Annotated in this window: 26 protein-coding genes; 21 read left to right on the top strand and 5 right to left on the bottom strand. The window is 45.8% G+C overall.

What is annotated here, in order from left to right:
* The first annotated feature begins 11 nt into the window (after window positions 1-11).
* From ACMN7X_RS12055 to ACMN7X_RS12025, 7 genes are read left to right on the top strand one after another with little or no spacing between them, the layout of a single operon-like run.
* On the top strand, window positions 12-1,226 hold the full coding sequence (locus ACMN7X_RS12055; protein WP_418747711.1) for a hypothetical protein: 1,215 nt from the start codon (window positions 12-14) through the stop codon (window positions 1,224-1,226).
* A gap of 15 nt (window positions 1,227-1,241) precedes the next feature.
* Window positions 1,242-1,421 carry a Flp1 family type IVb pilin gene (locus ACMN7X_RS12050; protein ID WP_418747710.1) on the top strand — a complete coding sequence of 60 codons (180 nt, stop codon included), beginning with the start codon at window positions 1,242-1,244 and terminating at the stop codon, window positions 1,419-1,421.
* The gene (locus ACMN7X_RS12045) at window positions 1,418-2,962 is read left to right on the top strand and encodes a DUF5702 domain-containing protein (RefSeq protein WP_418747709.1); all 1,545 of its coding nucleotides are present in this window, start codon (window positions 1,418-1,420) and stop codon (window positions 2,960-2,962) included. The genes ACMN7X_RS12050 and ACMN7X_RS12045 overlap by 4 nt, the downstream gene beginning before the upstream one ends.
* A gap of 17 nt (window positions 2,963-2,979) precedes the next feature.
* Window positions 2,980-3,858 (top strand): TadE/TadG family type IV pilus assembly protein, encoded by an 879-nt coding sequence (locus ACMN7X_RS12040; RefSeq protein ID WP_418747708.1) that lies wholly within the window; start codon window positions 2,980-2,982, stop codon window positions 3,856-3,858.
* Between the two features lies 1 nt (window position 3,859).
* Window positions 3,860-4,279 (top strand): hypothetical protein, encoded by a 420-nt coding sequence (locus ACMN7X_RS12035; protein WP_418747707.1) that lies wholly within the window; start codon window positions 3,860-3,862, stop codon window positions 4,277-4,279.
* Window positions 4,276-4,755 (top strand): TadE/TadG family type IV pilus assembly protein, encoded by a 480-nt coding sequence (locus ACMN7X_RS12030; protein ID WP_418747706.1) that lies wholly within the window; start codon window positions 4,276-4,278, stop codon window positions 4,753-4,755. Before ACMN7X_RS12035 ends, ACMN7X_RS12030 begins: the two co-directional genes overlap by 4 nt.
* Window positions 4,745-5,836, top strand: a complete 1,092-nt coding sequence (locus ACMN7X_RS12025) for a DUF6382 domain-containing protein (RefSeq protein ID WP_418747705.1) — start codon at window positions 4,745-4,747, stop codon at window positions 5,834-5,836. Before ACMN7X_RS12030 ends, ACMN7X_RS12025 begins: the two co-directional genes overlap by 11 nt.
* Here the strand turns inward: ACMN7X_RS12025 and ACMN7X_RS12020 are convergent.
* The gene (locus ACMN7X_RS12020; RefSeq protein WP_418747704.1) at window positions 5,833-7,089 is read right to left on the bottom strand and encodes an iron-containing alcohol dehydrogenase; all 1,257 of its coding nucleotides are present in this window, start codon (window positions 7,087-7,089) and stop codon (window positions 5,833-5,835) included. The two genes, ACMN7X_RS12025 and ACMN7X_RS12020, sit on opposite strands and share 4 nt — an antisense overlap.
* A 19-nt stretch (window positions 7,090-7,108) precedes the next feature.
* Window positions 7,109-7,528 carry an HIT family protein gene (locus tag ACMN7X_RS12015; protein WP_418747703.1) on the bottom strand — a complete coding sequence of 140 codons (420 nt, stop codon included), beginning with the start codon at window positions 7,526-7,528 and terminating at the stop codon, window positions 7,109-7,111.
* Between the two features lie 229 nt (window positions 7,529-7,757).
* On the opposite strand from ACMN7X_RS12015, the gene ACMN7X_RS12010 reads away from it, so the two are divergent.
* Window positions 7,758-8,435: an ATP-binding protein gene (locus tag ACMN7X_RS12010; RefSeq protein ID WP_418747702.1), complete on the top strand. Its 678-nt coding sequence runs from the start codon at window positions 7,758-7,760 to the stop codon at window positions 8,433-8,435.
* A gap of 95 nt (window positions 8,436-8,530) precedes the next feature.
* Here the strand turns inward: ACMN7X_RS12010 and ACMN7X_RS12005 are convergent, their stop codons facing one another.
* Together ACMN7X_RS12005 and ACMN7X_RS12000 are read right to left on the bottom strand one after the other, a co-directional pair.
* Window positions 8,531-9,622 carry an undecaprenyldiphospho-muramoylpentapeptide beta-N-acetylglucosaminyltransferase gene (locus tag ACMN7X_RS12005; protein WP_418747701.1) on the bottom strand — a complete coding sequence of 364 codons (1,092 nt, stop codon included), beginning with the start codon at window positions 9,620-9,622 and terminating at the stop codon, window positions 8,531-8,533.
* 3 nt (window positions 9,623-9,625) lie between these two features.
* Window positions 9,626-9,886 carry a TIGR03905 family TSCPD domain-containing protein gene (locus ACMN7X_RS12000; RefSeq protein WP_418747700.1) on the bottom strand — a complete coding sequence of 87 codons (261 nt, stop codon included), beginning with the start codon at window positions 9,884-9,886 and terminating at the stop codon, window positions 9,626-9,628.
* 178 nt (window positions 9,887-10,064) lie between these two features.
* On the opposite strand from ACMN7X_RS12000, the gene ACMN7X_RS11995 reads away from it, so the two are divergent.
* The 6 genes from ACMN7X_RS11995 to ACMN7X_RS11970 all read left to right on the top strand — a co-directional run bounded on the left by ACMN7X_RS11995 (window position 10,065) and on the right by ACMN7X_RS11970 (window position 17,197).
* On the top strand, window positions 10,065-10,763 hold the full coding sequence (locus ACMN7X_RS11995) for a 5'-methylthioadenosine/adenosylhomocysteine nucleosidase (protein ID WP_418747699.1): 699 nt from the start codon (window positions 10,065-10,067) through the stop codon (window positions 10,761-10,763).
* 120 nt (window positions 10,764-10,883) lie between these two features.
* A complete protein-coding gene (locus ACMN7X_RS11990) occupies window positions 10,884-11,606 on the top strand; it encodes a hypothetical protein (RefSeq protein WP_418747698.1) in 723 nt (240 codons plus the stop codon).
* Window positions 11,607-11,689: 83 nt separating this feature from the next.
* Entirely contained in the window at window positions 11,690-13,039 is a 1,350-nt protein-coding gene (locus tag ACMN7X_RS11985) for a glucose-6-phosphate isomerase (protein WP_418747697.1), read from the top strand.
* Window positions 13,040-13,216: 177 nt separating this feature from the next.
* Window positions 13,217-14,938: a putative manganese-dependent inorganic diphosphatase gene (locus tag ACMN7X_RS11980; RefSeq protein WP_418747696.1), complete on the top strand. Its 1,722-nt coding sequence runs from the start codon at window positions 13,217-13,219 to the stop codon at window positions 14,936-14,938.
* A 15-nt stretch (window positions 14,939-14,953) separates the two neighbouring features.
* Window positions 14,954-16,600: a putative manganese-dependent inorganic diphosphatase gene (locus ACMN7X_RS11975; RefSeq protein ID WP_418747695.1), complete on the top strand. Its 1,647-nt coding sequence runs from the start codon at window positions 14,954-14,956 to the stop codon at window positions 16,598-16,600.
* 9 nt (window positions 16,601-16,609) lie between these two features.
* Entirely contained in the window at window positions 16,610-17,197 is a 588-nt protein-coding gene (locus ACMN7X_RS11970; protein ID WP_418747694.1) for a flavin reductase family protein, read from the top strand.
* A gap of 106 nt (window positions 17,198-17,303) precedes the next feature.
* On the opposite strand, the gene ACMN7X_RS11965 is transcribed toward ACMN7X_RS11970, so the two are convergent.
* On the bottom strand, window positions 17,304-18,488 hold the full coding sequence (locus ACMN7X_RS11965; protein WP_418747693.1) for a DNA polymerase Y family protein: 1,185 nt from the start codon (window positions 18,486-18,488) through the stop codon (window positions 17,304-17,306).
* 317 nt (window positions 18,489-18,805) lie between these two features.
* Between ACMN7X_RS11965 and metK the strand changes: the two genes are divergently transcribed.
* The 7 genes from metK to ACMN7X_RS11930 all read left to right on the top strand — a co-directional run bounded on the left by metK (window position 18,806) and on the right by ACMN7X_RS11930 (window position 25,676).
* Window positions 18,806-20,011: a methionine adenosyltransferase gene (gene metK / locus ACMN7X_RS11960; RefSeq protein ID WP_418747692.1), complete on the top strand. Its 1,206-nt coding sequence runs from the start codon at window positions 18,806-18,808 to the stop codon at window positions 20,009-20,011.
* Window positions 20,008-21,051 (top strand): ABC transporter substrate-binding protein, encoded by a 1,044-nt coding sequence (locus ACMN7X_RS11955; RefSeq protein WP_418747691.1) that lies wholly within the window; start codon window positions 20,008-20,010, stop codon window positions 21,049-21,051. The genes metK and ACMN7X_RS11955 overlap by 4 nt, the downstream gene beginning before the upstream one ends.
* Window positions 21,052-21,071: 20 nt before the next feature.
* On the top strand, window positions 21,072-22,334 hold the full coding sequence (locus tag ACMN7X_RS11950) for a radical SAM protein (protein WP_418747690.1): 1,263 nt from the start codon (window positions 21,072-21,074) through the stop codon (window positions 22,332-22,334).
* An 11-nt stretch (window positions 22,335-22,345) separates the two neighbouring features.
* Entirely contained in the window at window positions 22,346-22,816 is a 471-nt protein-coding gene (locus ACMN7X_RS11945; RefSeq protein ID WP_418747689.1) for a pyridoxamine 5'-phosphate oxidase family protein, read from the top strand.
* A 15-nt stretch (window positions 22,817-22,831) separates the two neighbouring features.
* Window positions 22,832-23,629: an ABC transporter permease gene (locus ACMN7X_RS11940; protein WP_418747688.1), complete on the top strand. Its 798-nt coding sequence runs from the start codon at window positions 22,832-22,834 to the stop codon at window positions 23,627-23,629.
* A 12-nt stretch (window positions 23,630-23,641) separates the two neighbouring features.
* Window positions 23,642-24,430 carry an ABC transporter ATP-binding protein gene (locus tag ACMN7X_RS11935; protein WP_418747687.1) on the top strand — a complete coding sequence of 263 codons (789 nt, stop codon included), beginning with the start codon at window positions 23,642-23,644 and terminating at the stop codon, window positions 24,428-24,430.
* A 154-nt stretch (window positions 24,431-24,584) separates the two neighbouring features.
* Window positions 24,585-25,676: a LacI family DNA-binding transcriptional regulator gene (locus ACMN7X_RS11930; protein WP_418747686.1), complete on the top strand. Its 1,092-nt coding sequence runs from the start codon at window positions 24,585-24,587 to the stop codon at window positions 25,674-25,676.
* The last annotated feature ends 141 nt before the right edge of the window (window positions 25,677-25,817 follow it).

Raw genomic sequence — 25,817 nt, 5'->3', positions numbered from 1 at the left:
GGTGAAGCAAAATGGATAAGCGAAAAAAGTGGCTGCTGGCAGGATGTCTCGTCGTCAGCGGCGTGGCTGCGGCAGTGTGGCTGAAGGGGTATCTGGAAGTGCAGGAGCCTGTCCGCGTGCTTGAAAGGAACCCGCCGGGCGGGGGAGATGAAGAAGTTCAAATGGAATTGCGGACGGAGCTGGGAAATTTTCCGGTGAATTTTCAGCTGGCGGAGCGAAGCTACCGGGAGGAGGAACTGGAAGCTGTGTTTGAGCGGGGTGTTCAATGGCTGGATGATGTCTGGCTGGGGGAAAATGTATCCGCAGAGGCGGTGACGGATAATTTGGTCTTTCCAACGCGCATAGAAAGTCTTGGATTGGATATTCACTGGGAGACAGAAAATTATCGCTGGATCCATACCGATGGGACGCTTACAGCGGAGGCCAGAGAAACAGCGCCTTTGGATACGACCGTCCGAGCGGTTCTGAGCTATGGAGATTCAGAACATATTGTGGATTATCCGATTCGGATCGTAATGCCGGAAAAGGATGCAAAGACAGCTTTTGGGGATGCGGTGACAGAAGTGCTGGATCATCTTCAGACTGAGCAGAAAACAGCTTCGGAACTGGCGCTTCCGGAGAAAATCGGTGATGTGTCCATCCGTTGGTATGGCAGACAAAATTCGATTTGGTCAAAAATCTTTATTTTCGGGAATATTTGTCTGGTTCTGCTTTATTTCCAGCAGGAGGAACGGAAATTTGAGAGGATGAAGGCCAGAGAGGAAGGATTGAGGCGGGATTACCCGGAAATCGTATATCGCCTTGTGCTTTTGATCGGTTCAGGGATGACGGTTCGGGCTGCATGGGAAAAGGTTATTACCGATTATCAGAAATGGCGGGAGCGCACCGGAGAAAACCGGTGGGGATATGAGGAAATGGAGATGGCCCTGCGGGAGATGAATTACGGGATTCCTGAGTTAAAAGCCTATGAAAGCTTTGGAAAGCGCTGCGGGACACAGGGATATATCCGCTTATCTTCACTGCTGATCCAGCAGGTAAAACGGGGCGCCAGAGGAATGAACAGTCTGCTTGCCCAGGAAGTCGGCGAGGCGGAGGTGCTTCGCCGGGAAAATGCCCGGAAATCCGCGGAGGAAGCGGGAACGCGACTGATTTTGCCGATGATCTTATTGATGACAGTTGTATTTGCTGTTCTGATGATTCCGGCATTTTTATCAATGAATTTATAACGGGAGGTATTTTTTATGGGATTATTAAAAGAATATTTAAAAGGCATTTTTCGGGATGAATCCGGAGTCGGCGTTGTGGAGATGATTTTGATACTGGTCGTGCTGATCGGGCTTGTGCTGATTTTTAAATCTCAGCTGACAGCCCTTGTCAATGACATTTTCAGCCGGATCACCAGTCAGAGCGCCGGAATATGAAAAATCATAAAATGCTTTTTCGCAAAGCTGAAGGACAGCTCACGGTATTTATGGCTTTAGTGTTTTTCCTGGTTGTGAGCCTGTTGATGGCCCAGTACCGCTCGGCAGTATTTTATGTACGCCGGGCGGATGCGGAAAGGGCGGCCGGTTTGAGCGCGGAAAGCTTCCTGGCCGGTTATAGTCGGCCATTGAGGGATTATTATCAGATACTGGCGGTGGACGGCGGTTTCGGACAGGATACATTTCAGGAGGAAATGCTTGAAGAGCAGCTTCGGTATGTATTTGAAAAGAATGTGAAGGCCGGTTTTGGCGCGGGAAATAGTGCGGATACAGAGATGGAAGAACCGGTATTTACTCTTTTGATTGACGGAGACTGGGATTTTTTTCTTAGGGAAATTCAATTAAACAGAATGGATGCCGCGGTCTCTGACGGAATCGCTTATATTATGGAGCAGTGGAAAGAAAAAAATGACAGGGCGGCCGGGGATTTAAGCCGAAAACGGGCCGAGGCGGAGGCCAGGGTTGAAGCAGAAAGTGCGTCGGCCGATGCGAATGGAGCGGCCGGACAGGAAGGGAACAATGAGCAGGCAGAGGATGCCGGACAGCCGGACAGCAGCCGGGAGCCCGTGACAGATCCCCGGGATTTTGTGGCGGAGATATGGAATCAGGGGATTTTAGCCGCAGCCTGTCCGGAAGATTTTGCCGTATCTGAAAAGCAATGTCCGATGACGGATGTTTCTTTCTCTGAGGCGGGGCAGAAAATTCAGAGGTTTATTGATTTTAAGGATGATGCCAGTATTCAAGACTTATTTGAAGGATGGGACGGTATTCTGGAACCGGAGGCAGGGCTTCGGGAAACGGTGTCGGACGGAGCGGTCCAGCTGTATATCATGGAAGTCTTTGATCATGCGGCTGCGGCGGAAAGCCGGGTCGGCCATGACCGGGTGCTTGACTATGAGGTGGAGTATATTCTGGCAGGCAATGAGAGCGACAGTGAAAATTTAAAGACTGTGCTGTGGAAACTTTTGGCCTTTCGCTGTGTTATGAACCTGTCGCATATTCTTATGTCCGGGGAAAAGGGACTTCAGGCCGGGCAGACGGCGGCGCTGCTGTCTACGGCCTTATTGATCCCTCAGTTTACGGAAGTCGTGGCTTTCCTGCTGAAATGCGCCTGGGCCTTTGCGGAATCTCTGTCAGACTGCCGGACATTGCTGAAGGGCGGGAAGGTTCCGTTGATGAAGGATGATACCACATGGTATTTAACCTGGGAACAGATGCTTCATTTGGACAGTCAAATGCTGGATGGGAACAGCGGCACGGAGGGCATCGATTATCAGGGATATCTGCAGATATTTTTGCTTCTTATGAAGCGGGACACAAAATACCGGCGGATGACGCATCTTATGGAAAAGAATATACGGTTACTGCCGGAGTATTCAGGGTTCCGAATGGACAACTGTATTTATGGCGTACAGGTTGTATTTGATTGTGATTTTGGACAGGGAGGCATGCAGCGGGTGCAGACGGCATTGTCCTATTAGAAGGGGGTGAGGGCGGAATGTCTTTTTGGACACATTTAAATAAACATATAAACGAAAAGGCGATACCTGCTTTACAAAAAATGGATGTCAATAAAAACCATATAAAAAACACATACACACACCATGTTCAGGGGACATTCCGCCGTCACTCCCTTCCGGGCAGTATGACCGTTGAGGCGGCCCTGGTGTTTCCAATGGTATTTTTTGTCTGGACGGCTTTTATTTCATTGACTTCCGTGGTGAAGGTTTATGAGAGTATACAACAGTCATTGGCAGATACCGCATTGGAACTGGCCGTGGAAGCCGGAGAGAATGAAGATATGGTGCGGATCGGCGGCCCGGCGAGGGCATGGCTGAGACTTCAATCCCTTGATGGATTGGAGACAGGCGGGATTCAGAGAATATCCGGCTATGATTTTTCCGGTTCAGATATATTAAACGGGAATGAATGGTTGATTTTGCAGGTGAAATATAAGGTTGAACTGCTGGAAGGAATCATACCCATTCCGGGTATTCCTGTAAAAAATTATGTTATTGTACGGGCATGGACAGGTTATGATCCGGGAAACAGTTTTGGCGGGTCAGGAGAGGCGCATACCAATGTATATGTGACCGAGTATGGCAATGTATACCATGAGGACCGGATGTGCAGCCATATCCATTTAAAAATCTATATGGTTGGAGCCGATGAGGCGAAGCATTATCCGCCCTGTGAGCGGTGCGCTCAAAATTCAGTGGACACGGGCAGCACTTATTATGTCACGGAATCGGGGGAATGTTATCATTGTCGTCTGGGGTGCAGCGGATTAAAGCGCACCGTTCGGAGGATGACCGTGGAAGAAGCGGCTGCCGGAGGTTATGGACCGTGCAGCCGGTGCAGCGGAGGTGGAGAGTGAAATGGTTGTAATACATATATGCAGTCTGATGTTTATTCTTTATCCCGTGTATGAAGATATAAGAACACAGAAAATCCGGATTTTTCCGGGACTGTGTCTGATCGCTGCGGGGGTGCTGGCCCGGGCGGCTGCCGGGGATATATCCGGCGCCGTCTGGCTTCTTGGAGGACTGCCGGGAGTTCTCAGCTTTTTGATCGGCAAATTGTTTGGAGGCTGTATCGGAGGCGGCGATAGTTTTTTGATCGGCGGCGTCGGACTGCTGGAGGGCGTGTGTTTTTGCTGGCGTATGCTGGCTGTTTCCGGCGGCCTTATCCTTGCTTTTTCAGTGGGAATGATGGCGGCTGGAAAACTTCGGAGAAAATCAAAGGTTCCCGGTACGCCGTTTCTGGTTTTGGGTTATTTGGGAGCGTGGTTATTATGAAATGGAAAGGACGTGGCAGTTATACTGTGGAGGGGACAGTGATTATCAGTTTGATATGTCTGATGACAGGAATGGTGATACTGCTGGGATTTTATGGGCATGATCGGGCGGTTATGCAGAGTACGGCGGATGAATTATCCATATATGGGAGCTTATGGGCCGGAAGATATATGCAGCCGGAAATCAGGGAGATAGACTATGAGCGCATGAAGCAGAATGGGACAGCGGACTTTTCCGAAATAGAGGAGATGGGCAGCCGGATGCTTCAGGGAAGGCTTTTTTGCGGACAATTACAAAGTATTCGGGCCGCGCAAAGCCTTTCGGGAAGGGAAATGCTGATTGAAATTCAGACAGATTTTCAGCTTGGAAAATACGAGATACCGTGTACGGTGAAAGCGTCGGCTCTGATCTTCCGAAGCCGGGATCTGCCTCGGAAAAATGAGAAAGATCAGGAGGAACAAGCCCATGAATCGTGAAAATCAGCGAAGTAAAGATTTAAAGAATACCTATTTGTGGGTGAATCGGGAAGGTCATTATGGGGAAAGGTATGAGGAAATATTATTGTATAAGAATTCCATTCCCGGCCTGCTCACTTTTTATGAAGCCGAGGAAAATGAGGAAAAAGGCCTGATTTATCAGCTGAATCATCAGCTTTCCTACTTGGAAACACTGGCCGGAGGCCGGATGAATTGTGAACATATAGAGTGTTTTATTAAATCGTTCCTTCGGTTGATGGGAACGATCGACGAATATCTTTTGGACCCTTCAAATCTGGTGATAGAAATGGCTTATATTTTTGGGGACGGATGCAGTTGGGAGTATGTTTATATTCCGGGATATGGTGAAAATTTTTGGCGTCAAATGGAAAAATTATCGGAGGAATGGCTGAATTATGTGGATTATTCCAATGAGAAAGCGGTTTTATGGGCTTACACGTTTTATCAGAAGGTCCACGGAGAAAACTGTTCTGTGGAGGCGCTTATGGATATTTTGAGCATGGAATGTCCGGTGCCGGAGCCGGCGGCTGCAGTGATTCAGGAGGAAAGGGCCTCCAGGGAAACAGAGTTTTCGGCAAAGGCGGTAAAGGAAAAATGGATGGATCGCCTGGCGGAGAAAATAAAAAAAGCCGTCTCATGGAAAAGTAAAAAAGAAGAGGATATTTTTGACGGATTTTATACAGAAAATAAAAATGGAGAAGATACCTGTCCGATGCTTGACGGCCTTTCAGAAGCTTTGGATGTGGAGACAGAGAATAAAAAAATGTTTGTGCTGATTCCAATCGGAGATACAGAGACACCTGTAATTCGCATAGAAAAGTTTCCTTTTTTGCTGGGACGGGCGGAAGGCGAGGCGGATGCGTGTCTGGGCAGCCCGAAGATCAGCCGGGTCCATGCCCGGCTGGAGGAAGACAAAAAAGAAGTAAAGGTGGTTGATATGAGCTCTGCCAATGGTACTTATCGGAATGATGAAAGCCTGATGCCGGGCCTGGCTTATACGTTAAATACGGGGGATATATTAAAACTGGCAGATTTGGAATTCATCTGCCAGTGGTGTTAGAATTTTTCAAACAGCTTCATTAAACGAAGCAGGGTAATATCCCGGGATACATATGGAGAAGCGGTCATGGCCTCCGGAATGACGGCGCTGGAGATACCGAGTTCTTCAATATAAACTTTACAGTCCATTTTATGAAAACAGGCTTCAATATCCGCGGCGGAAGGAAGTTTTTTAAGAATTTCAAGAATCTCTCCGCGGTGTGAAAGTACCTGTTCGGCGGTGATATCTTTCATCGGATCCGGCGTGTTGAGCGAAGTGACGGCCTCGCGGACCTCTGCATCGTGAAATCCCTTTTCGATTTCCCGTTTCGCAGATGGAAAATGTTTCGCAGGGATGAGCCGGTTATCTTCCAGAGCAGTTCGGAAGGATTCATAGGCCTTCAGGCAGAGCAGAGTGCCGATGCCGACTTTTTCTCCGTGAACCACATCCTGCTTCGGCTTTTTCACAGCAATATCAAGGTATCGGGACAGATGATGTTCAGCCCCCATTAATGGCCGGGCCGTATCGCAAAACCCAATTTCCATATCAGGGAGAATCAGGGCGTACAGCAATTGCTCACAGCCGGAAGCATCTCCTGCAGCCAGAGTTTCGATTTGCCGGATTACCTGCTGCATCAGTGTAATTTCGGCGCTGTGCAGGGCCTGATTAAATGGAGAACCTGTGAGGAGGGCATATATCTGCGCATCGGCCAGAGCTATATAATTCCCCATAAGGTCGCTGAATCCTGCTGCGGTCAGCCGCTGCGGCGCCGCGGCAAAAATATCTGTATCTGCAAACAGATAGGTTGGAGCGGAGGCACGGACATTTCCCTTCACACCTTTGCGGACGACAGCGGATATACAGGTGGTATATCCTTCGCCGCTGGCGGCTGTCGGCACAGATATAAAAGGAAGGTGATATTGCCAGCTGAGGTATCGGGTAATATCATGAATGGTTACGCTGCCGAGGGCGATCATGCAGTCCGCGGTCTCGGGAATTTTATTTTGGGCCAGAGAAACGCTGCGCTCATCGGCGGCCAGCCCATCCGGGTCCAGGCAGATCAGGTCATAATTGTCCATAGCTTCCAGAAGAGAATCTCCGAGAAAATAGGTATTTTGGTCACATATGATGACGGGCTCCTGCCAGCCTTCCTGATTCATTATATTTTTTATCTTTGAAATAGCGCCGGGTTCAATCCACATACCGCGAATAAAGGCGTGATTTTTGGAAGTTCTGCCGCATAAGCTGCTGATTTCTTCAAGATTAACTTTCATGGGTGACTTTTCCCCCTGCTTATTTATTTAAGACATTTTTAATTTGTTCAGCAATCATATCTCTTTCGGCAGCTTCCGAGGTTTTTGGAACCCAGTTGATCTGCTGACCGTCGTCATTATAGCGGGGAATGATATGCATATGGAAGTGGAACACTGTCTGTCCGGCAATTTCACCGTTGTTTTGAACGATATTAAGTCCATCGCAGTTCAGCGCTTCTTTCATGGCTTTTGCAATCCGGGAAGCCAGAACAAAAACTTTTTCAGCGGTTTCTTCATCCATTTCAAAAATATTTGCCATATGTTTTTTCGGAAGGATGAGGGCATGACCTTTGGTGGCCGGAGATAAATCCAGAATCACCCGAAACAGGTCATCTTCATAAATGGTTGAGGAAGGAATTTCCCCATTGGCTATTTTACAAAAAATACAATCGTTATCCATTGTTTTTAATCCTCCAATCTCATCGATATAAACTTGGGATACTTTAATAATAGTTCACCTTTCGCAAAATGTCTATTCCGAATTGAAAATAAATTTTAGCGGTCCTGCTGTGCGGGGCGGAAAATTTCAGCAGCTCTGCCGCATTGTGTCGGGAAATGTCAGGCAAATTCGATTGATTCTGCGCATAAATTATGATAAATTGGAAAAAAAATCAGAAAGGAAGACCTTTATGCACGAATCAAAGGTGCTTTCTCTGTCGACGATCTCTCATGAATTGAGAAATCCGCTGACATTGATTCACAGCACACTGCAGCTTATTGCACGCCATTATCCGGAGGTGACTAACGATCCTCTGTGGCCTCAGCTTCTTTCAGATATCAACTATATGTCCCAGTTACTTTCTGAGTTGTCTTCTTTAAATTCAAGTCAAACCCTTCATTATTCCCAAATAGATATTCGACAATTTCTGACAAATATTGTGTCAGCTTTCCAATCCACAGCCCGGTTGCAGACAAAAGAAATACGATTAAGTTTTGAAACGGATGAACAATTCCTTATGGGAGATTCGGTAAAAATCCGGGAAGTTTTTATAAATCTGATAAAGAATGCTTTGGAAGCCACCCGGGAAGGAGATCAGATCTGGATGGAGGTAAAATCCCGATGGAATCGGCTGGTTGTGACTGTCAGTGATTCGGGCAGCGGCATGGATGCCTGCCGGTTATCGACGATTTTTGAGCCTTTTGTCACCTATAAGCCGGATGGAACCGGCCTTGGGCTGACGATTGTGAAAAATATTATTAATGCTCATGGCGGCGCCATTCAGGTCTATTCCAAACCGGGGATCGGAACAAAATTTATTGTGATTTTACCGCTTAGGCCGCCGGAAAAAGCATCCGGGACAAAATGAGCGCTTTGGAGGAAGATGTCCGGAATAAAAAAAGAGTCCTTTTCCCCATGTTGAAAAACACAGGGGAAAGGACAGAAAATTTTGCATGGTTGGTTTTATTTGGATTTTTTGTGTTTTTTGCGGCTTCGGACAGCTTCATCACACAGGTTGACAATAATGTCGATGGCGCCGGAAGCAGGGGCCGCTTTCATGGCCTGAATATAAGTCTCCCGATTTTCAAATACTTCGTTGACTGCATTGGACAGGGATTCGCTGTTGACCATTTCTTCGGGAAGAAGAAAGCTGAAGCCCTGTTTTTCGAAGGAGGCAGCGTTGAGAATCTGGTCTCCGCGGCTGGCGTTGGCAGGCAACGGAATTAAAATGTTTGGCTTATTTAAGGCCAGAAATTCACAGATGGCATTGGATCCGGCCCGGGAGATAACAAGGTCAGCGGCTGCCAGCAGATCGCTTAATTCTTCTTTTACATAGTCAAACTGAATATATCCCGGCTGATTCTGAATGGATGTATCCACCTTGCCTTTACCGCAGACATGAATGATCTGATAGGAAGGCAGAAGGATTGGAAGAGCCCTGCGCACGGCCTCGTTGATGGCCGCGGCTCCGAGACTTCCGCCGATGACAAGAATTACCGGTTTTTCATCGTTGAATCCGCAGAGCTGCAGTCCTTTGAGACGGTTTCCGTTAAAAAGTTCCTGACGGATCGGGGAACCGGAAAGCACTGCCTTGCCCTCCGGCAGATTGTCTGCGGTTTCCGGAAAATTATGACAGATTTTATAGGCCGAAGGAATGGCCAGTTTGTTTGCCAGTCCGGGCGTCATATCCGATTCATGGATGATTGCCGGAATCTTACAGCTTTTGGCTGCCAGAACAACAGGTACGCTTACAAAACCGCCCTTCGAAAAAACAACATCCGGTTTCAGCTTTTTTAAATATTTTCGTGCTTCAAAATATCCTTTGACGACTTTAAAGGGATCCGTGAAATTTTTTAAATCAAAATATCGGCGGAGTTTCCCGGAGGAAATTCCGTAATAAGGGACATTGAGTTCTTCAATCAGCCGGCGTTCAATGCCATCATAGGAGCCGATGTAAGAAATCTGATAGCCGTCCTTTTTCAAAGCGGGCATCAGAGCAATGTTCGGCGTGACGTGTCCGGCTGTACCGCCGCCGGTAAGGACAATTTTTTTCATTTTTCAGACCTCCTGAGAAGAAGCGGAGTTTTTATATTCCTGCAGCGCTTTTGCCAGCTGATCCGGGCATGATGTGCCGCGGCCTCCGCAGTCAATACCTGAAAGAAGCTGAATCACATCGTCCACCGGGCGGCCGACAACAAGGGCGGCAACTCCCTTTGTATTTCCGTCGCATCCGCCGATGAACTGGCAGCTTGTGACAATACCGTTCTCTACTTCAAAATCAACAGCCCTGGAACATGTATGTTTATTTAAATGTCGCATGTAAATCACTCCTGTTCTTAAATTAATTTCCATCCTATTATAGCAGAAGCAATATGTATAGGCCAGTAAAATTTTCAAGTTCCCGGAAAAGAAAAAGATATAAAACTTCTCGTTGGCATTATATTGTGTTATCATAATAAAAAAATTAATCAAAAATAAAATCGGGAGACGAAAGTATATGAGAACGACAGGAATTATCGGAGCTATGGAGGAAGAGGTAGCTGCTTTAAAAGAATTGATGGAAGTTCAGGAGGTGCGGAGTATCGCCGGAATGGAATTTTGCCGGGGGATTTTTGAAGATCAGAGAATTATTGTTGTGCGGAGCGGGATCGGAAAGGTCAATGCGGCTGTCTGTACTCAGATTCTCTGCGATGTTTTCCGGGCAGAGGCGATCATTAATACCGGTGTGGCCGGAAGTCTGAGAAATGCGATCAATATCGGGGATATCGTGCTTTCTTCGGATGCGCTTCAGCATGATGTGGATGTGAGCGGCTGCGGCCATGAACCGGGAGAGATTCCACGAATGGAGACTTCGGTATTTAAAGCGGATGAGGCTCTCCTCGACTTGGCGGAGAAGGTCTGCCGGGAAGTGAACCCGGATATTCAGGTTTTCAGAGGCCGTGTTGTCAGTGGCGATCAGTTTATTTCTGACCGGGCGGTAAAACAGCGTCTGATCCGGATGTTCGACGGTTATTGCGCAGAGATGGAGGGCGCGGCGATTGCTCAGACTGCTTGGCTGAATCGGGTGCCTTTTGTGATCATCCGGGCGATTTCCGATAAGGCCGACGGCAGTGCGGAGATGGCTTACAGTGAATTTGAAATGAAGGCGATTGAGCATACGGTACATCTGGTGACAGGAATGTTGAGGAATATGTAAAGTATCCGGTGACAGCCTTCTGAGAAATATGTAAAATGGGCCCGACCAATTTGAATAGATTTTGTCTTTTCATTGATATTATAATGGAACTATCATAATCAATGAAAGGAGCTCATAAAAATGAGGAACTGGTTTTTGGGACAGGGTATTCCAATGTATGCGGAAGCCGTATTGATGGTTGCCGGTTTGCTTACTTTATGGATGACAGGAAGAATTTACAAAAGATTGATACGCGAGGCGGATTTGATGGGAACTTCGAATCAGCGCCTGATCAAATACATTAAATTGAAGGTAACCAGTTATTACAAAATCGGTATGCATCCGGAAGATACACAGGCGTTGATCGGCCGCTACATAAAGAAATTCCGGGTAGGGCCTTTTTCGCTGCAGGGATGGAGCCGTCTGCCTTATCTTTTGATGACAGTGATGCTCGCTGTCGGCGGCGGCAGCCTGATGTATCGATGGACCAGGGGCGAAGCCCTGTACCGGATAGCTGTTGTATTCGGAATGTCGGTTCTCGGTACGGTGATTCTCGGCGGTCTTTTGATGTTTATGGATTTTGGGGCAAAGGAAAGGCTGCTGACAAACAGTATCGCGGATTATGTAGACAATTATCTCGGCAATAAACTGGCCCAGGATTATAAGGAGCAGGCCGGGAAGGTGGCGCCGGAGCAGTATAAGCGGGCGCTTCAGGAGATTGCAGCCACGGGTACGGGGCGGCGTAAGGAAAGAAACAGCCAGTATTATTATGACGGCTTTGACGGAGAGGACGGTCTGAACCGGAAAAATGACGCGGTGGACGCGAAGATCGTGGAGGATGTCCTGAAAGAATTTTTATGCTGAAAAGGATTAAATCATTGATAAAATCCTGTCATTTTGGTATTATGATAGATAAGAATATTTAAATACTAATGGAGGTAAGAAACATGGCAAAAGGAGTTACATTTGATTATTCTAAAACATCACCGTTTATCCGGGCTGATGAAGTGGAATTGATGAAAAAACTGGTTGGAGATGCAAAAGAAGTGCTTGTCAGCAAAACCGGTGCCGGAAATGACTTTTTAGGTTGGATTGACCTCCCGGTAGATTATGACAAAGAAGAATTTGCACGAATAAAAAAGGCGGCCGCTAAGATTCAGAGTGATTCCGACGTCCTGCTTGTTATCGGTATCGGCGGTTCCTACCTCGGGGCCCGGGCTGCGATTGAATTTTTACAGCATAATTTTTACAATATACTGCCAAAAGAACAGCGTAAGACACCGGAGATTTATTTTGTGGGAAATAATCTGAGCAGTTCTTATATAAGTAATTTGATGGATGTCATCGGGGACAGAGATTTCTCCATTAACATGATTTCAAAGTCCGGGACAACAACGGAACCGGCGGTGGCTTTCCGGGTTTTCAAGAAAATGATCGAGAATAAATACGGCAAGGAAGAAGCTGCAAAACGTATTTACTGCACAACGGATAAAGCGAAGGGCGCTTTGAAAAATCTGGCGACAGAGGAAGGCTATGAAACCTTTGTTGTGCCGGATGATGTGGGCGGACGTTTTTCCGTACTGACAGCGGTGGGACTTCTGCCGATCGCGGTCAGCGGTGCGGATATTGATCAGTTAATGGCCGGGGCCGCCAGCGCCAGAAAACGCTGCCTTGAAAATGAATTTGAGGAAAATGATGCTTTGCAGTATGCGGCGATCCGAAACATTTTGCTCCGCAAGGGCAAATCCATAGAGATCACATGCAGCTATGAGCCGTCTCTTTTATATATCGGCGAGTGGTGGAAGCAGCTTTATGGAGAGAGTGAAGGTAAAGATCAGAGAGGTATTTTCCCGGCTTCAGTGACACTGACAGCAGATTTACATTCCATGGGCCAGTTCATTCAGGATGGCGCGCGGATTATGTTTGAAACAGTTCTGGAAGTGGAGAAACCGAAACATGAGATACTGATTGAGGAGGAGCCGGTAGATCTGGACGGCCTGAATTATCTGGCCGGAAAGAATGTGGATTTCATCAATAAGAGCGCGATGAACGGCACGGTTCTGGCGCATACCGATGGCAATGTTCCAAACCTGATGGTGCATATTCCTGAGCAGAACGAATTCTATCTTGGTGAATTATTCTATTTCTATGAATTTGCCTGCGGCGTCAGCGGATATGTGCTCGGAGTTAATCCATTTAATCAGCCGGGCGTTGAAAGTTATAAGAAAAATATGTTTGCGCTTCTTGGAAAACCTGGATATGAAGATTTGACAGAAGCATTGTTGAAACGCCTGTAAGTATGGTTGGACAAGCTCTGTTCGGGAAGCCGGACAGAGCTTTTTTCTACGGCAGGCGGGACATAATCTGAAGAAAAGCCGGCTTCGGAACAGTAGTATTGTTTTGAAAAAAATACGGTGAAATCAGTGTATATATGCTAAAATACGCTTAGGTTGATTCAAAGGAGAAGTAACATTATGGAAGTTAAGAGACAAAAGGAAATCTATGTCATTGGGCATAAGAATCCGGATACGGACTCGGTATGTTCGGCGATTGCCTATGCCTCGCTCAAAAATGAAATTCTTTCCAGGGTTCATCAGGGAGATTCCATTGAGCATTATCAGGATTTCCTGATTGAAGGTGAGGAAAGCGGCCAGGCCGTCTATGTACCGGCCCGTGCAGGCCAGATCAATACGGAAACAAATTATGTTCTGCGAAAGTTTCAGCAGAAAGTCCCGGTGTATATGAATGCTATCCGGACACAGGTGGGGGATATCGATATCCGTCGGATCCCGGGAATATCGGCGGACGATTCGTTGAAAAAGGCCTGGGAGACTATGCGCCGGATGGAAACGTCCACGCTGGCGGTGGTGGATGATGACAGAAAGCTTCAGGGCTTGATCACCATTTCGGATATTGCGGGAGCTTATATGTCGGTTTTGGATAATCGGATATTATCTGAGGCATGTACGCCGATTGCCAATATTCTTGAGACATTGAAGGGCGAGCTGATTGTCGGGGATGCGGCGAAACGGCTGACAAAGGGGAAGCTGGTCGTATCGACGGCCACCCTCAGTGTTATTGATAAATTTATCAAAGAGGATGACCTGGTTATTCTGGGCAATCGCTATGAAGCCCAGCTGAGCGCCATTGAAAACCGGGCTTCCTGCATTATCATATGTGATGGAGCGAAGGTATCCCGGACAATTTGCAAACTGGCGGAGGAGAATGGCTGTGCGGTGATCTGTACCCCTGCGGATACTTATAGCGTCACCCGTTCCATTAACCAGAGTATTCCGGTCAGCCGTTTCATGATCAAGGATGGACTGATTTCCTTCAGAGAGAGTGATTATGTGGCTGATATTAAGCCGATCATGATGGCAAAGCGGCATCGGGATTTTCTGATCGTGGACGATGAAGGGCATTATTCAGGAATGATCTCACGCCGGACACTGATTGATATGAATACAAAAAAAGTAATTCTCGTGGATCATAATGAAGTGGATCAGGCGGCGGACGGTGCGGATGAAGCGGAAATCATGGAGATTATTGATCATCATAAACTGGGCACGGTGGAGACGATCCGCCCGGTGAAGGTGCGCAATGAGCCGGTGGGCTGCACGGCAACAATTGTTTATGAGATGTATATAGAAAATCAGATTCCCGTTACAAAAGAAATTGCGGGCATTTTGTGTGCGGCCATTTTATCAGACACATTGATGTTCCGTTCGCCGACATGCACGGAACTGGATAAAATGTCGGCTGAACAGTTGGCGGAGATTGCGGAAATCGATATAGAAAGCTTTGCTATGAAAATGTTTGAAGAGGGCAGTCAGCTTCGAAAGAAAGCCGATTCGGAAATTTTCTATCAGGATTATAAAAAGTTTGTTGCCAGCGATATTCCTTACGGCGTCGGCCAGATCACATCTATGAACCGGGAAGAACTTCTGAGCGTCCAGGAACGGCTTCTGGCTTATATGGCGTCGGCGATGGAAGAGACGGGAGTTCCGATGATCTTCTTTATGCTGACAGACATTCTTAAAGAATCGACGCGGCTGCTTTTTGTGGGAAAGGATGCGAAGATGCTTGTGGAGAATGGTTTCCATCAGGATGCGGAGGAACATTATATTGATCTGGCGGGCGTGGTGTCCCGGAAAAAGCAGTTAATACCAAAATTGACCGCTGCATTACAGCAGTAGCAGGAGGGCGCAGAGATGAAAAAGGAAAAAATATACGTCATTGGACATAAACATCCGGACACAGATTCCATTTGCTCCGCTATTGCCTATGCTTATCTGCGGAAAAATGTGACCGGGATGAATTATATACCGGCCCGGGCCGGAGAAATTAATTCGGAGACAGCTTTTGTTCTGGACAGATTTCAGGCAGAAGTTCCGATTTATATGCAGGACGTGCGCACACAGGTGAGAGATGTGCAGATTTCACCGGCTTACAGCGGACGGCCGGATATGTCGATCCGGGAGGCCTGGCAGCAGCTTCAGAAGGAAGAGGTCTCAACGCTGACGATCGTGGATGATGATAAAAAGCTTCTTGGCCTGATTACCAAAGGGGATATTGCCAAAACCTATATGGGCGTTTATGACAGCCGTGTGCTGTCGGAAAATCGAACGCCTTATAAAAATATTCTGGAAACGCTGGACGGCGAGATGCTTGTCGGCGACCCGGAAGGCGTTGTGGAAAAGGGTAAGATTTTAATTGCGGCGGCCAACCCGGATTTAATGGAAGAATACATTGAGGACGGGGATATGGTGATGCTCGGGGATCGCTATGAGTCCCAGCTGTGCGCCATTGAGATGAATGCGGGATGCCTGATCATCAGTATGAATACCCAGCCGAGCGATACGATTTTAAAGCAGGCCGCGGAGCATCACTGTACAATCATCCGGACACCATATGATACCTTTATTGCGGCCCGCCTGATCAACCAGAGTATGGCGATTGGCCATTTCATGGTTAAAGATATGAAGACCTTTAAAAAAGACGATTTTATCGATGATGTGAAAGAAGTCATGGCGAAAAACCGCCATCGGGCTTTTCCGATTGTGACCAATCAGGGAAAGGTTCTGGGGATGTTTACACGCCATAACCTGATTGATCTGGATAAAAAGAAAGTGGCCCTGGTGGACCATAATGAAGCGGGACAGGCTGTAGACGGCATTTTCGACTGTGAGATTATGGAGATTGTGGATCATCATAAATTGGGTTATGTTCAGAGCATGAAGCCGGTATTTTTCCGATGCCAGCCGGTGGGCTGTACGTCAACGATCATTTATCTGATGTACCGGGAAAACAAGGTGGATATTCCGAAGGATATGGCGGGGTTGATGTGTTCGGCCATTCTTTCAGACACATTAATGTACCGCTCGCCGACATGTACGCCGTTGGACCGGATGGCTGCCGAGGCCCTGGCAAAAATAGCCGGAATTGAAGTTGAGGCCTATGCCATGCAGATGTTTGAGGCCGGAAGCGATTTAAAGAGCAAATCCGATGCGGATATTTTCTATCAGGATTTCAAGAAATTCTCGGCAGGAGATACCCAGTTTGGTGTTGGACAGATCACATCCCTGGATGCCCGTGAATTGAAAAAGATCCATGCCCGTTTGTCTACCATGCTTCCGAAGGCGAAGTCAGAGCATGGCCTGGATATGATATTCTTTATGCTTACCAATATTCTGGATGAGTCGACGCTGGTGCTCTGTTCGGATGAATCGGCCCTTTCCGTGGCATCCAGATGCTTTGATGTGCCGGTGACAAAGGATGGCGACAGTGTATTTGTTGATAATATGGTATCAAGAAAGAAACAGTTTATTCCGAAAATGGTCGGAACACTGCAGGAATAGGAGTTATTTATGGCAAAACAGAAATGGAAACCGGGAAATATGGTCTATCCCCTGCCGGCAGTGCTTGTGAGCTGCGGCGATAAAGAAGGAAATGTCAATTTAATGACTGCTGCCTGGACGGGGACTGTCTGCTCAGAACCGCCGATGGTGTATGTGTCCGTTCGAAAAGAGCGGTACTCCCATCATATGATTCGGGAAACCGGAGAATATGTCATTAATCTGACAACGGAAAAGCTGGCGGAGGCCACTGATTTTTGCGGTGTGCGCTCCGGCCGGGATATGGATAAATTTAAGGAAATGAAGCTGACGCCGGTGAAGGGCGGGCTTCAATATGCACCGATGGTGGCGGAGAGCCCCGTGTCCATCGAATGTAAGGTGACCAATGTCATGGAGCTGGGCAGTCATGACATGTTTATCGCTGAGGTGACGGCGGTTTATGTGGACGAGCAGTATATGGACGCGAAGGGAACCTTCCATCTGGAAAAGGCGGAACCGCTGGTCTATTCCCATGGACAGTATTACGGCATGGGAAAACATCTGGGCGGCTTTGGCTATACAGTCCGAAAAAAGCCGGTGAAAAAGAAGAAGGTCTATTAAGATACGCAAAAAATCAGGAAAGAATCTACAAAGGCAGAGATTCCTTCCTGATTTTTTTATATAGAGAACAACGGAATGAAGAAAGCGCTGCATAATGTCCTCCGCCTCAGGATTTCAGAAAGCTCCCCCGGACAACGGCGTCTTTTCCGTATTTTTGCCGTATGCTGTCCAGAGCCTTATCCAGTTTTTGCAGTTTCTGGTTTTCTTCGGGTTCAAAAAGGTTCATTTGAACCGCGTCCGCATCGGAAAGCTTTGAAGTGCGGATGCCGAGCAGGCGTACAGGGCGGCCGTCCCAGGCTTCGTCAAAAAGCCGGCAGGCGTGGCGATAGAGAATGTCGGCATTTTGAGTTGGAGTCAAAAGCTGCATTTGGTGGGAAATTGTGCTGAAATCGCTGTATTTGATTTCAACGTTCACCATTCCGGCGCATTGACCGGCTTCCCGGAGACGCCGGGAAACGGACTCGGCCAGGGATAAAAGCACTTTTCTGGCGTCGGCAGTTTCGGTGACGTCCGAGGACAGGGTTGTCGAATTGCCGATGCCTTTGGCCACATGATGGTGGGTATCAATGGGCGTATATTCCAGCCCGTTGGCGTATTCCCAGATGGTCTGCCCATGGCTTTTCAGATGAGAAGTCAGGATTGCCGGATCCGTCTGCGCCAGATCGCCGATGGTTTTAATGCCGAGCAATTCCAAAGTCCGGGCAGAGGAACGGCCCACCATAAACAGGTCCCGCACCGGCAGGGGCCACATTTTTTTTTGAATTTCCTCAGGAAATAATGTGTGCACCATGTCGGGTTTTTTAAAATCAGAGGCCATTTTTGCCAGAAGCTTGTTGGTGGATATGCCGATATTTACTGTAAAGCCCAGGGAATCCCGGATGTGTTCCCGAATGTGATTGGCGGCGGTCAGAGGTGTTTCGCCGCCGTTTTTAAAAGGTATGTAGGTTATAAAACATTCATCAATACTGTAGGGACGGATGTCCGGCGAATAATCTTCCAGAAGATTCAGCATTTGATGGCTGCATTTACGATAGTATGTATGGTCGGGCTGGACGATGCGCAGTGTCGGACATTTTTTCAGGGCATCTGTGATCGGTTCTCCGGTGGTAACTCCGAAGGATTTGGCCGGAATGGATTTTGCCAGAATAACACCCCGGCGTTTGGATATATCACCGCCGATGGCGGCAGGAATCGTCCGAATATCCACTGTTTCTCCTTCGGCCAGCAGACGAATGGCCGTCCAGCTTAAAAATGCGGAATTGACATCAATGTGAAAAATGACATTCGGCATGAAATCACCTGCTCTTTCCTAAAAATATAAGTTTATTATAGTCACATTTGAAAAAAGGGTCAATGAATATGGAGAAAAAGCCGTGGGCATGCGAAGAAATGCGTGTGAGAACGATTTCTCAGATAAATAAAAAAACGGGATAAAAATAGTTTTTTCTTAAAAAAAGTGCGGATTAATCTGAGTGAATTTTTAAATTTGAGGGAAGCCGGTGAAAACGATTTCTCAATTCAAGGTAGAATTGGAGAAAAAAAACGGTGTATACTACGGCCTAAGATTAACAAGAGGAACATCAGATTATGAAAGAGAGGCTTATAAAAATGGGAAAATTATTTACATCAGAATCAGTCACAGAAGGACATCCGGATAAAATCGCAGATCAGATTTCAGATGCAATATTGGATGCATTGATCGAGCAGGATCCTTATTCCAGAGTGGCTGCAGAGACAACCGTGGCCACAGGGCTTGCATTGATTGTCGGTGAGATTACGACAAAAGCTTATGTGGATATTGCAAAGGTGGCCAGAGATACGATTCGGGAAATTGGTTATACCAAAAATGCAGGTGGTTTTGATGCAGATTCTATTGCAGTGCTTACCTCGATTGATGAACAGTCGGCGGATATTGCATTGGGAGTGGATAAAGCTTATGAGTCAAAACAGGAAGACGGCGGTATCGATTATGGAACCGGAGCCGGAGACCAGGGAATTATTTTTGGTTATGCAACGAATGAGACTCCGGAATATCTTCCGCCTGCGATTTCATTTGCGCATCGGCTGACACGACAGCTTACAAAAGTCAGAAAAGATGGAACATTGGATTATTTAAGACCTGATGGAAAATCCCAGGTGACGGCGGAGTTTGGAGAGAATGGGCAGGTTAAAAGAATACATACCATTGTTATTTCCACTCAACATGCAGAGAACATCACCCTGGAGCAAATTCGTAAAGATATTATTGAATATGTAATCAAACCGGTCATCCCACAGGGGTTGTTGGATGAGAATACCATTTACTATGTTAATCCGACAGGGAGGTTTGTTATCGGAGGACCACAGGGAGATGCGGGCCTGACCGGAAGAAAGATTATCGTAGATACCTATGGTGGAACAGGCCGACACGGCGGCGGAGCATTTTCGGGAAAGGATCCGACAAAGGTTGACCGTTCTGCGGCTTATGCGGCACGATGGGTCGCAAAGAATCTGGTAGCCGCAGGACTTGCCGATAAACTTGAAGTTGAATTGGCGTATGCCATCGGCGTGGCAAAACCGGTTTCGGTATCTGTCGATACTTTTGGTACAGGAAAAGTATCCGATGAAAAGATTGTCGAAATTATTGATAAAATTTTTGATCTAAGGCCGGCGGCCATTATTGACGCTTTGGATTTGAGAAGACCGATCTATAAACAGACAGCCGCATACGGACATTTTGGGAGAACAGATTTAGATCTTCCATGGGAACGATTGGACAGAGTGGAAGAAATTCGGAGTAAACTACAGGAATCATATAAGGAGGGGAAATTATGAGGAAAAAGTCAGCGGCATTATTTGGCGTTATTATATTAGCTTTAGGTATGATGGTCGGATGTGCGGGCAGGGGAGAGAATGTATCATCGGAAGCATCAGAGGAAAATCAGAATACTGAATCGGACGGAGTTGTCATTCGTTCTTCGATTTTTAAATCCGTTTCATATGATAATCAACTTTGGCTGGCCGTTCAGACAGGGTTATTTGATGAAGAATTTAAGGATGATAATGTGAGTGTCGAATTTTTTGAATTTGCAAACGGACCGGCGGCAAACGAAGCGTTGATCGCAGGTCAGCTTGATGTAGAGCATGCGGTTGGAGATCAGCCTATGATCACAGGGATTGTTGGCGGTTCAAAGGGGGTGGCAATTGCAACCCAGTCCAGACAGAGTGAAACACAGGGGGTTTATACCGGGAGTGGCTCGGATATTAAAACGGTTGCCGATTTAAAAGGAAAGAGGGTCGGATTAGGTATCGGAACCTTTACTCATAAGTGCTTTATCGGTGTTTTAGAGGATGCGGGACTGACAGAGGATGACATTGAGTTGGTCAATCTGAATACGGCGGACGAACAGCTGTCTGCCTATGAAAATGGTGATATAGATGCATTTGTGAGTAATTTCGTTGGTTTATATGATTCCTTAAAAGATGGAAGAGTTGTGCAATTGGCGGATTTTTCTACTCACCCCGCGTATACTTTCTTTGTGCTTAGAAAGGACTTTATTGAAAAGTATCCGGAAATTACACAGCGTTTGGCAAATGTTCTTGTACGTGTTCAGAAATGGGAAGAGGAGAATCCGGAAGAAGCGGCAAAACTGGTTTCAGATTATACAGGTTTAAAATATGATGCGGTATTGGAATTGCGTTCAAAAGTAGATTTGCAATTGGATATTACAGAAGAGGATAAAGAGCAGATTGAATATACTTATAATTTTTTAAAAAACCATGATTTATTATCCTCGGAGGTTGAAGACTTATCTGTTTTTTATGATGATGTATTTATTAAAAAAGCAATTGAGACAATTGAAAGCGAACAGTAAGGAAAAAGGAAGGCGGGAAAATGGCGGATATAACAAATTGGCGGGAAAGGGAATTAAATATAGAGCAGGTTGCGGCAAAGTATCCGGATGTTCCATATTTGATCATATTGAAAATTGATATAAAAAGAAGGGGCGTTATATACACAGAACGTGCTTTGGAAGCAGTAGATCCTGAATTTCATTTGGTGCAGGCGGTAAATATTAATACGGATGAGGAAATGCCGGCTCCGCTGGGATTTTTGCTTAGGGACGGTTCATCTGTCTGTGAGACTCATATTGAAACGTATCCCTTTCATCGTGAACCTTATGTCATTGATCATATAGATGGTAAATTTTATATAACGGATAATGGAAAAATTTTAGAAGAGATATTTCCTTGGGAGAGACCGGATTTTTACGGTAAGATAACAAGTCACGGCACGCCGATGGAACAGGTGGCCCAGGTTAGAAGTCAGCGCTTTGAAGTCCATCCGAATCTGGTATGTCATTTTTGGGATAATCCAAAGGAAGGCTGCAAATATTGTAATTTGTTTTCTGTGCATCATAACGATAAAGGAACCGGTTATCCGGATTCGTTTTTTGAGGATATTACTGAAACAGCGGTGGAAGCCTTTAAGCAAAAGGGAAGATATGCCAATGTTCATATGACGGCCGGTTCTTTACTCACCGGAAAAGAAATTTTTGATGATGAATTGGAAATATATATTAAATCGATTCAGGCGGTTGGAAAGGCTTTCAGGGAACAATGGATCCCGATGCAGATTGTGTCCAGCGCTTTCAACGAAAGACAGCTTAAACGCTTAAAGAACGAAACAGGTATTACGACTTATGATACAGATATTGAGGTGTTAAATCCGGAGATTTACCGATGGATATGTCCGGGGAAGGCCCGGGCTATTGGTCATAATGAATGGATCAGCCGTCTTTATAAGGCCGTGGAAATATTCGGGCACGGCCGTGTGAATACAGGAGTTGTCGTTGGCGTGGAACTTGCGGAGCCAAATGGTTTTAAATCTGAGGATGAAGCTTATGCGGATACCATGAGGCGCGCGGAAGAGTTAACGAAAAATGGCGTCGCTTTGACGATTAATGTATGGACACCATGTAAAGGCTCTATTTTATTTAAACAGAATAATCCTTCGTTGGATTATTATGTTCGGGTTGCAAAGGGATTTAATGATTTACATAGAAAGTATAAACTATCCATCATTCCTGATGATTATCGGCGCTGCGGCAATCATATAAATCTGGATCTTGACAGGTTGATTGATTTTGATGACTAGGAGGTTAAGAAATGACATTGGTGATAAATGATGAATTGAGAGCGATGATTGCCGATAAAGAGAGTCTGAAAATATTGGCAAGCGTGGATATGAATGGGAATCCGCATGTTGTCGCTAAGGGGAGTATAGAGCTTTCAGAGGATGGGAAACAGCTCGTATATATGGAATTATTGGAGGGTTCCCGGACAAATAAAAACCTCACTGCGGCAATTTGGTTTAATAATAAGGTTGCGGTGAACATAATTTCCGGAGACAGGCGAAGCTATCAGATCAAGGGAACTCCCGTGAAGTCGGTTATTGCAGGAAGAGTGTTTGAAGATTATTACATAAAGGCAGAACAGAGAAATCCGGAGAATAATCTTGCGGCAATATATTATATCGATATAGAAGAAGTGATTAATGAGAGTTATACGGTCCGTTTAAAAGAGGAACGCGAAAAACATCCACTATATATTCATTTGGATAAATTGACAAGAGGGTAATCAGGCGGTGATATGATGGCAGGAGGGAAAAATAAACGAAAAAAGACGAAACAGAATGTGGAAAATGTTGTAACTTTTTTGATCATTCCTGTAATACTGGTGATTTTATGGCAGGTGTGCAGTGATCTGGGATATATAAATCAACATATTCTGCCGTCTCCAAAGAGGGAAGTGGAAACCTTTGCCGACCTGGTAAATTCCGGAAAGCTGCAAGGCCACTTGATGGTAAGCGGGATCAGAGTGCTGCAGGGATTTTTGATCGGAGGAGCGGCGGGGATCGTTTTAGGAAGCATCATGGGTTTTTCCAGACGAATCAATAAACTGTTGATTTTTTTAGTTGGTATTTTTCGGCCCATTCCAATGATCGCGTGGATTCCAATGTTGATTCTTTGGATGGGGATCGGAGAGTCATCAAAGGTAACGGTGATAGCTATCGGGAGTTTCTGGCCTGTTTTATTAAATACTATCCAGGGAATTTTGTCTGTTGACAGAAAACTTTTAGAAGTAGCGTTCATTTTGGAGAAAAGCAGGTGGCAGATTGTTACAAAGGTTGTTTTTCCTGCGGCTTTGCCCTCTGTTTTTACCGGAATACGTTTGGGTATCAGCGCGGCATGGACTTGCGTGGTAGCTGCCGAAATGATTGCGGCCTCCAAAGGAATCGGTTTTATGATCACTTATGCAAGAGAATTAACACAACCCCATGTTATGCTGGTTGGAGTGTTTTCTATTGGTTTTATCGGATTATTGATAGATACGTTTATATTAAGAATTCAGAGATACTTGCTGAAATGGGATGTTAATGCAAACAAATAGGTGGTGGACATATTGGATGAAGCAATAAAAGAGAATATAGGTTTAGAGATTAACAATATAAGCCGGTTTTTTGAAATTGACAGTGGAGAACTGAAGGTTTTAAATAATATTAATCTGGATGTAAGACCGGGGGAATTTGTCAGTATTGTCGGCAAGAGCGGATGTGGTAAAAGCACTCTTTTGAAACTCATTGTCGGATTGGATAAAAGTACACAGGGAGAAATCCGCATTGGCAGTCGTTTGGTGGATAAACCGTCGATTGAATGCGGCATGGTATTTCAGGAGGCCAGGCTTTATCCATGGCTGACTGTAGAGAAAAATATTGAGTTTGGTATTTCCGGAAAAGTGGATAATGAAAAGAAGGAGAGGATCGCAGAATACATAGCGTTGGTTGGACTGACAGGATTTGAAAAAGCTTATCCGGCCCAATTGTCTGGCGGAATGCAGCAAAGGGCAAGTATTGCCAGAGCTTTGATCGGCAGACCAAAGGTCTTGCTGCTGGATGAACCTTTTGGGGCGTTGGATGCATTTACACGTATCAATATGCAAAATGAGATACTTCGGATATGGGAACACGAGAAACGCACGATGTTACTGGTTACTCATGATATCGATGAAGCAATATTTTTGAGCGATCGAATTGTGATTTTATCGGAAAGACCGGGAAAGATTAAGGAAATTATTCCCGTAAATCTGCCGCGCCCAAGAGACAGAAGCAACAATCTGTTTCTGGAAATCCGTAAGAAGATATTAATAAGCTTTTTAGGCAATTCTGAATTGAATATTGAGTATTATATTTGAAAAAAAGCTTGACAGCGAAATGAAAAAAGTATAAGATAATAAAAACATATAAAACCCATATAAAAAGTAGGAAAACTGACCGGACATGCTGGAGGTTTTAAATCATTTAAGGATTTAAAACCTTTTTTCAATTTAAAAATTTGTATGGAAAAAGATGAGGAGGGATAAGATGTCAATTAAAGAGATTGCGAGAAGAGCAGGAGTATCCCCCTCAACGGTTTCCAGAGTTTTGAACGACCCGAATTACAGATGCTCCAGACCGGAAATCCGGGAGACGATCTGGCGTCTGGCCCGCGAATTGAATTATGTACCGAATGAGGCGGCCAGAAATCTGAAAAAAGGCGTTGGAAAGCGGAGTGGTAAAACTTACTATGTCAGTATACTGATGACACGGGTGGATAATTCCCGGTCAGACCCGTTTTTTAATGAGCTGCTTCATATTATTGAAAGTGAGATCCATAGGCATATGTGTGTGTTGACAAAGGTTTGGTATTATTCACTTTTTTCGGATGATAAAAGATGCCGTTCGGAAAATCTGGACAAGATTATCAGGAAAATTCGTGATGAGACCGGAGAAAAATGCGACGGACTTATTATCATTGGAAAATGTAATAAGGAGGCGCTAAAAAGGCTGAGGCACGGATATCGGAGCGTTGTAGCTGTGAACAGAGATTCGGCGGATTATGGTGTGGATGAGGTTGTCTGCGATGGGCGTAAAGTGGCCTCTATGGCTGTTGAATATTTGATTCAGCTTGGACATAAACGGATAGCTTATGTCGGCAGGTACCATAATGAGCCGCGTTATCTGGGATTTCTTGATGCACTGCACAGACATAATATTGAATTAGCCCCGGAATGTGTGATCGAGACAAAACAGACGGAGGTGGAGGGCTATGAGGCGATGGAAAATTTATTGAAATCCGAAGATTGCCCAACGGGTATCTATTGTGCCAATGATATTACGGCTATCGGTATGTTAAAATGCCTGGCTTATCATAAAAAACGATACTTTATGCCTTCGATCATTTCCTGTGATGATATTGAGGATGCGCAGTATTCCAGGCCGATGCTGACAACTGTTCGTCTCCCGAAAGAGGAAATGGGAAGATTTGCGCTTTTTCTATTGCTGGATCATATGCGGGGCGGGCATAAAGGAGCGGTGCGTGTTGAACTGGAGGGAAAACTGATGGTCAGGGAAAGCTGCACGCCGGCCAGCGAAAGCCGCTGGTGTGATTATTATATATGATTTTTGTTTTATTTCTTTAATGGGAGCCGTCGCATCAATGGTTTTATAAATCATAGATGCGGCGGCATCTTTATGTGTATTTTCGGTACTATATGGTGGATAACTTCAGGATTTTTGATGAAAAAGCGCACTTTCACAAAC

Origin of the sequence: Frisingicoccus sp., assembly GCF_048388605.1 — a bacterium.
Classification (GTDB): domain Bacteria; phylum Bacillota; class Clostridia; order Lachnospirales; family Lachnospiraceae; genus Frisingicoccus.
This window is presented reverse-complemented; position numbering and strand designations above follow the sequence as displayed.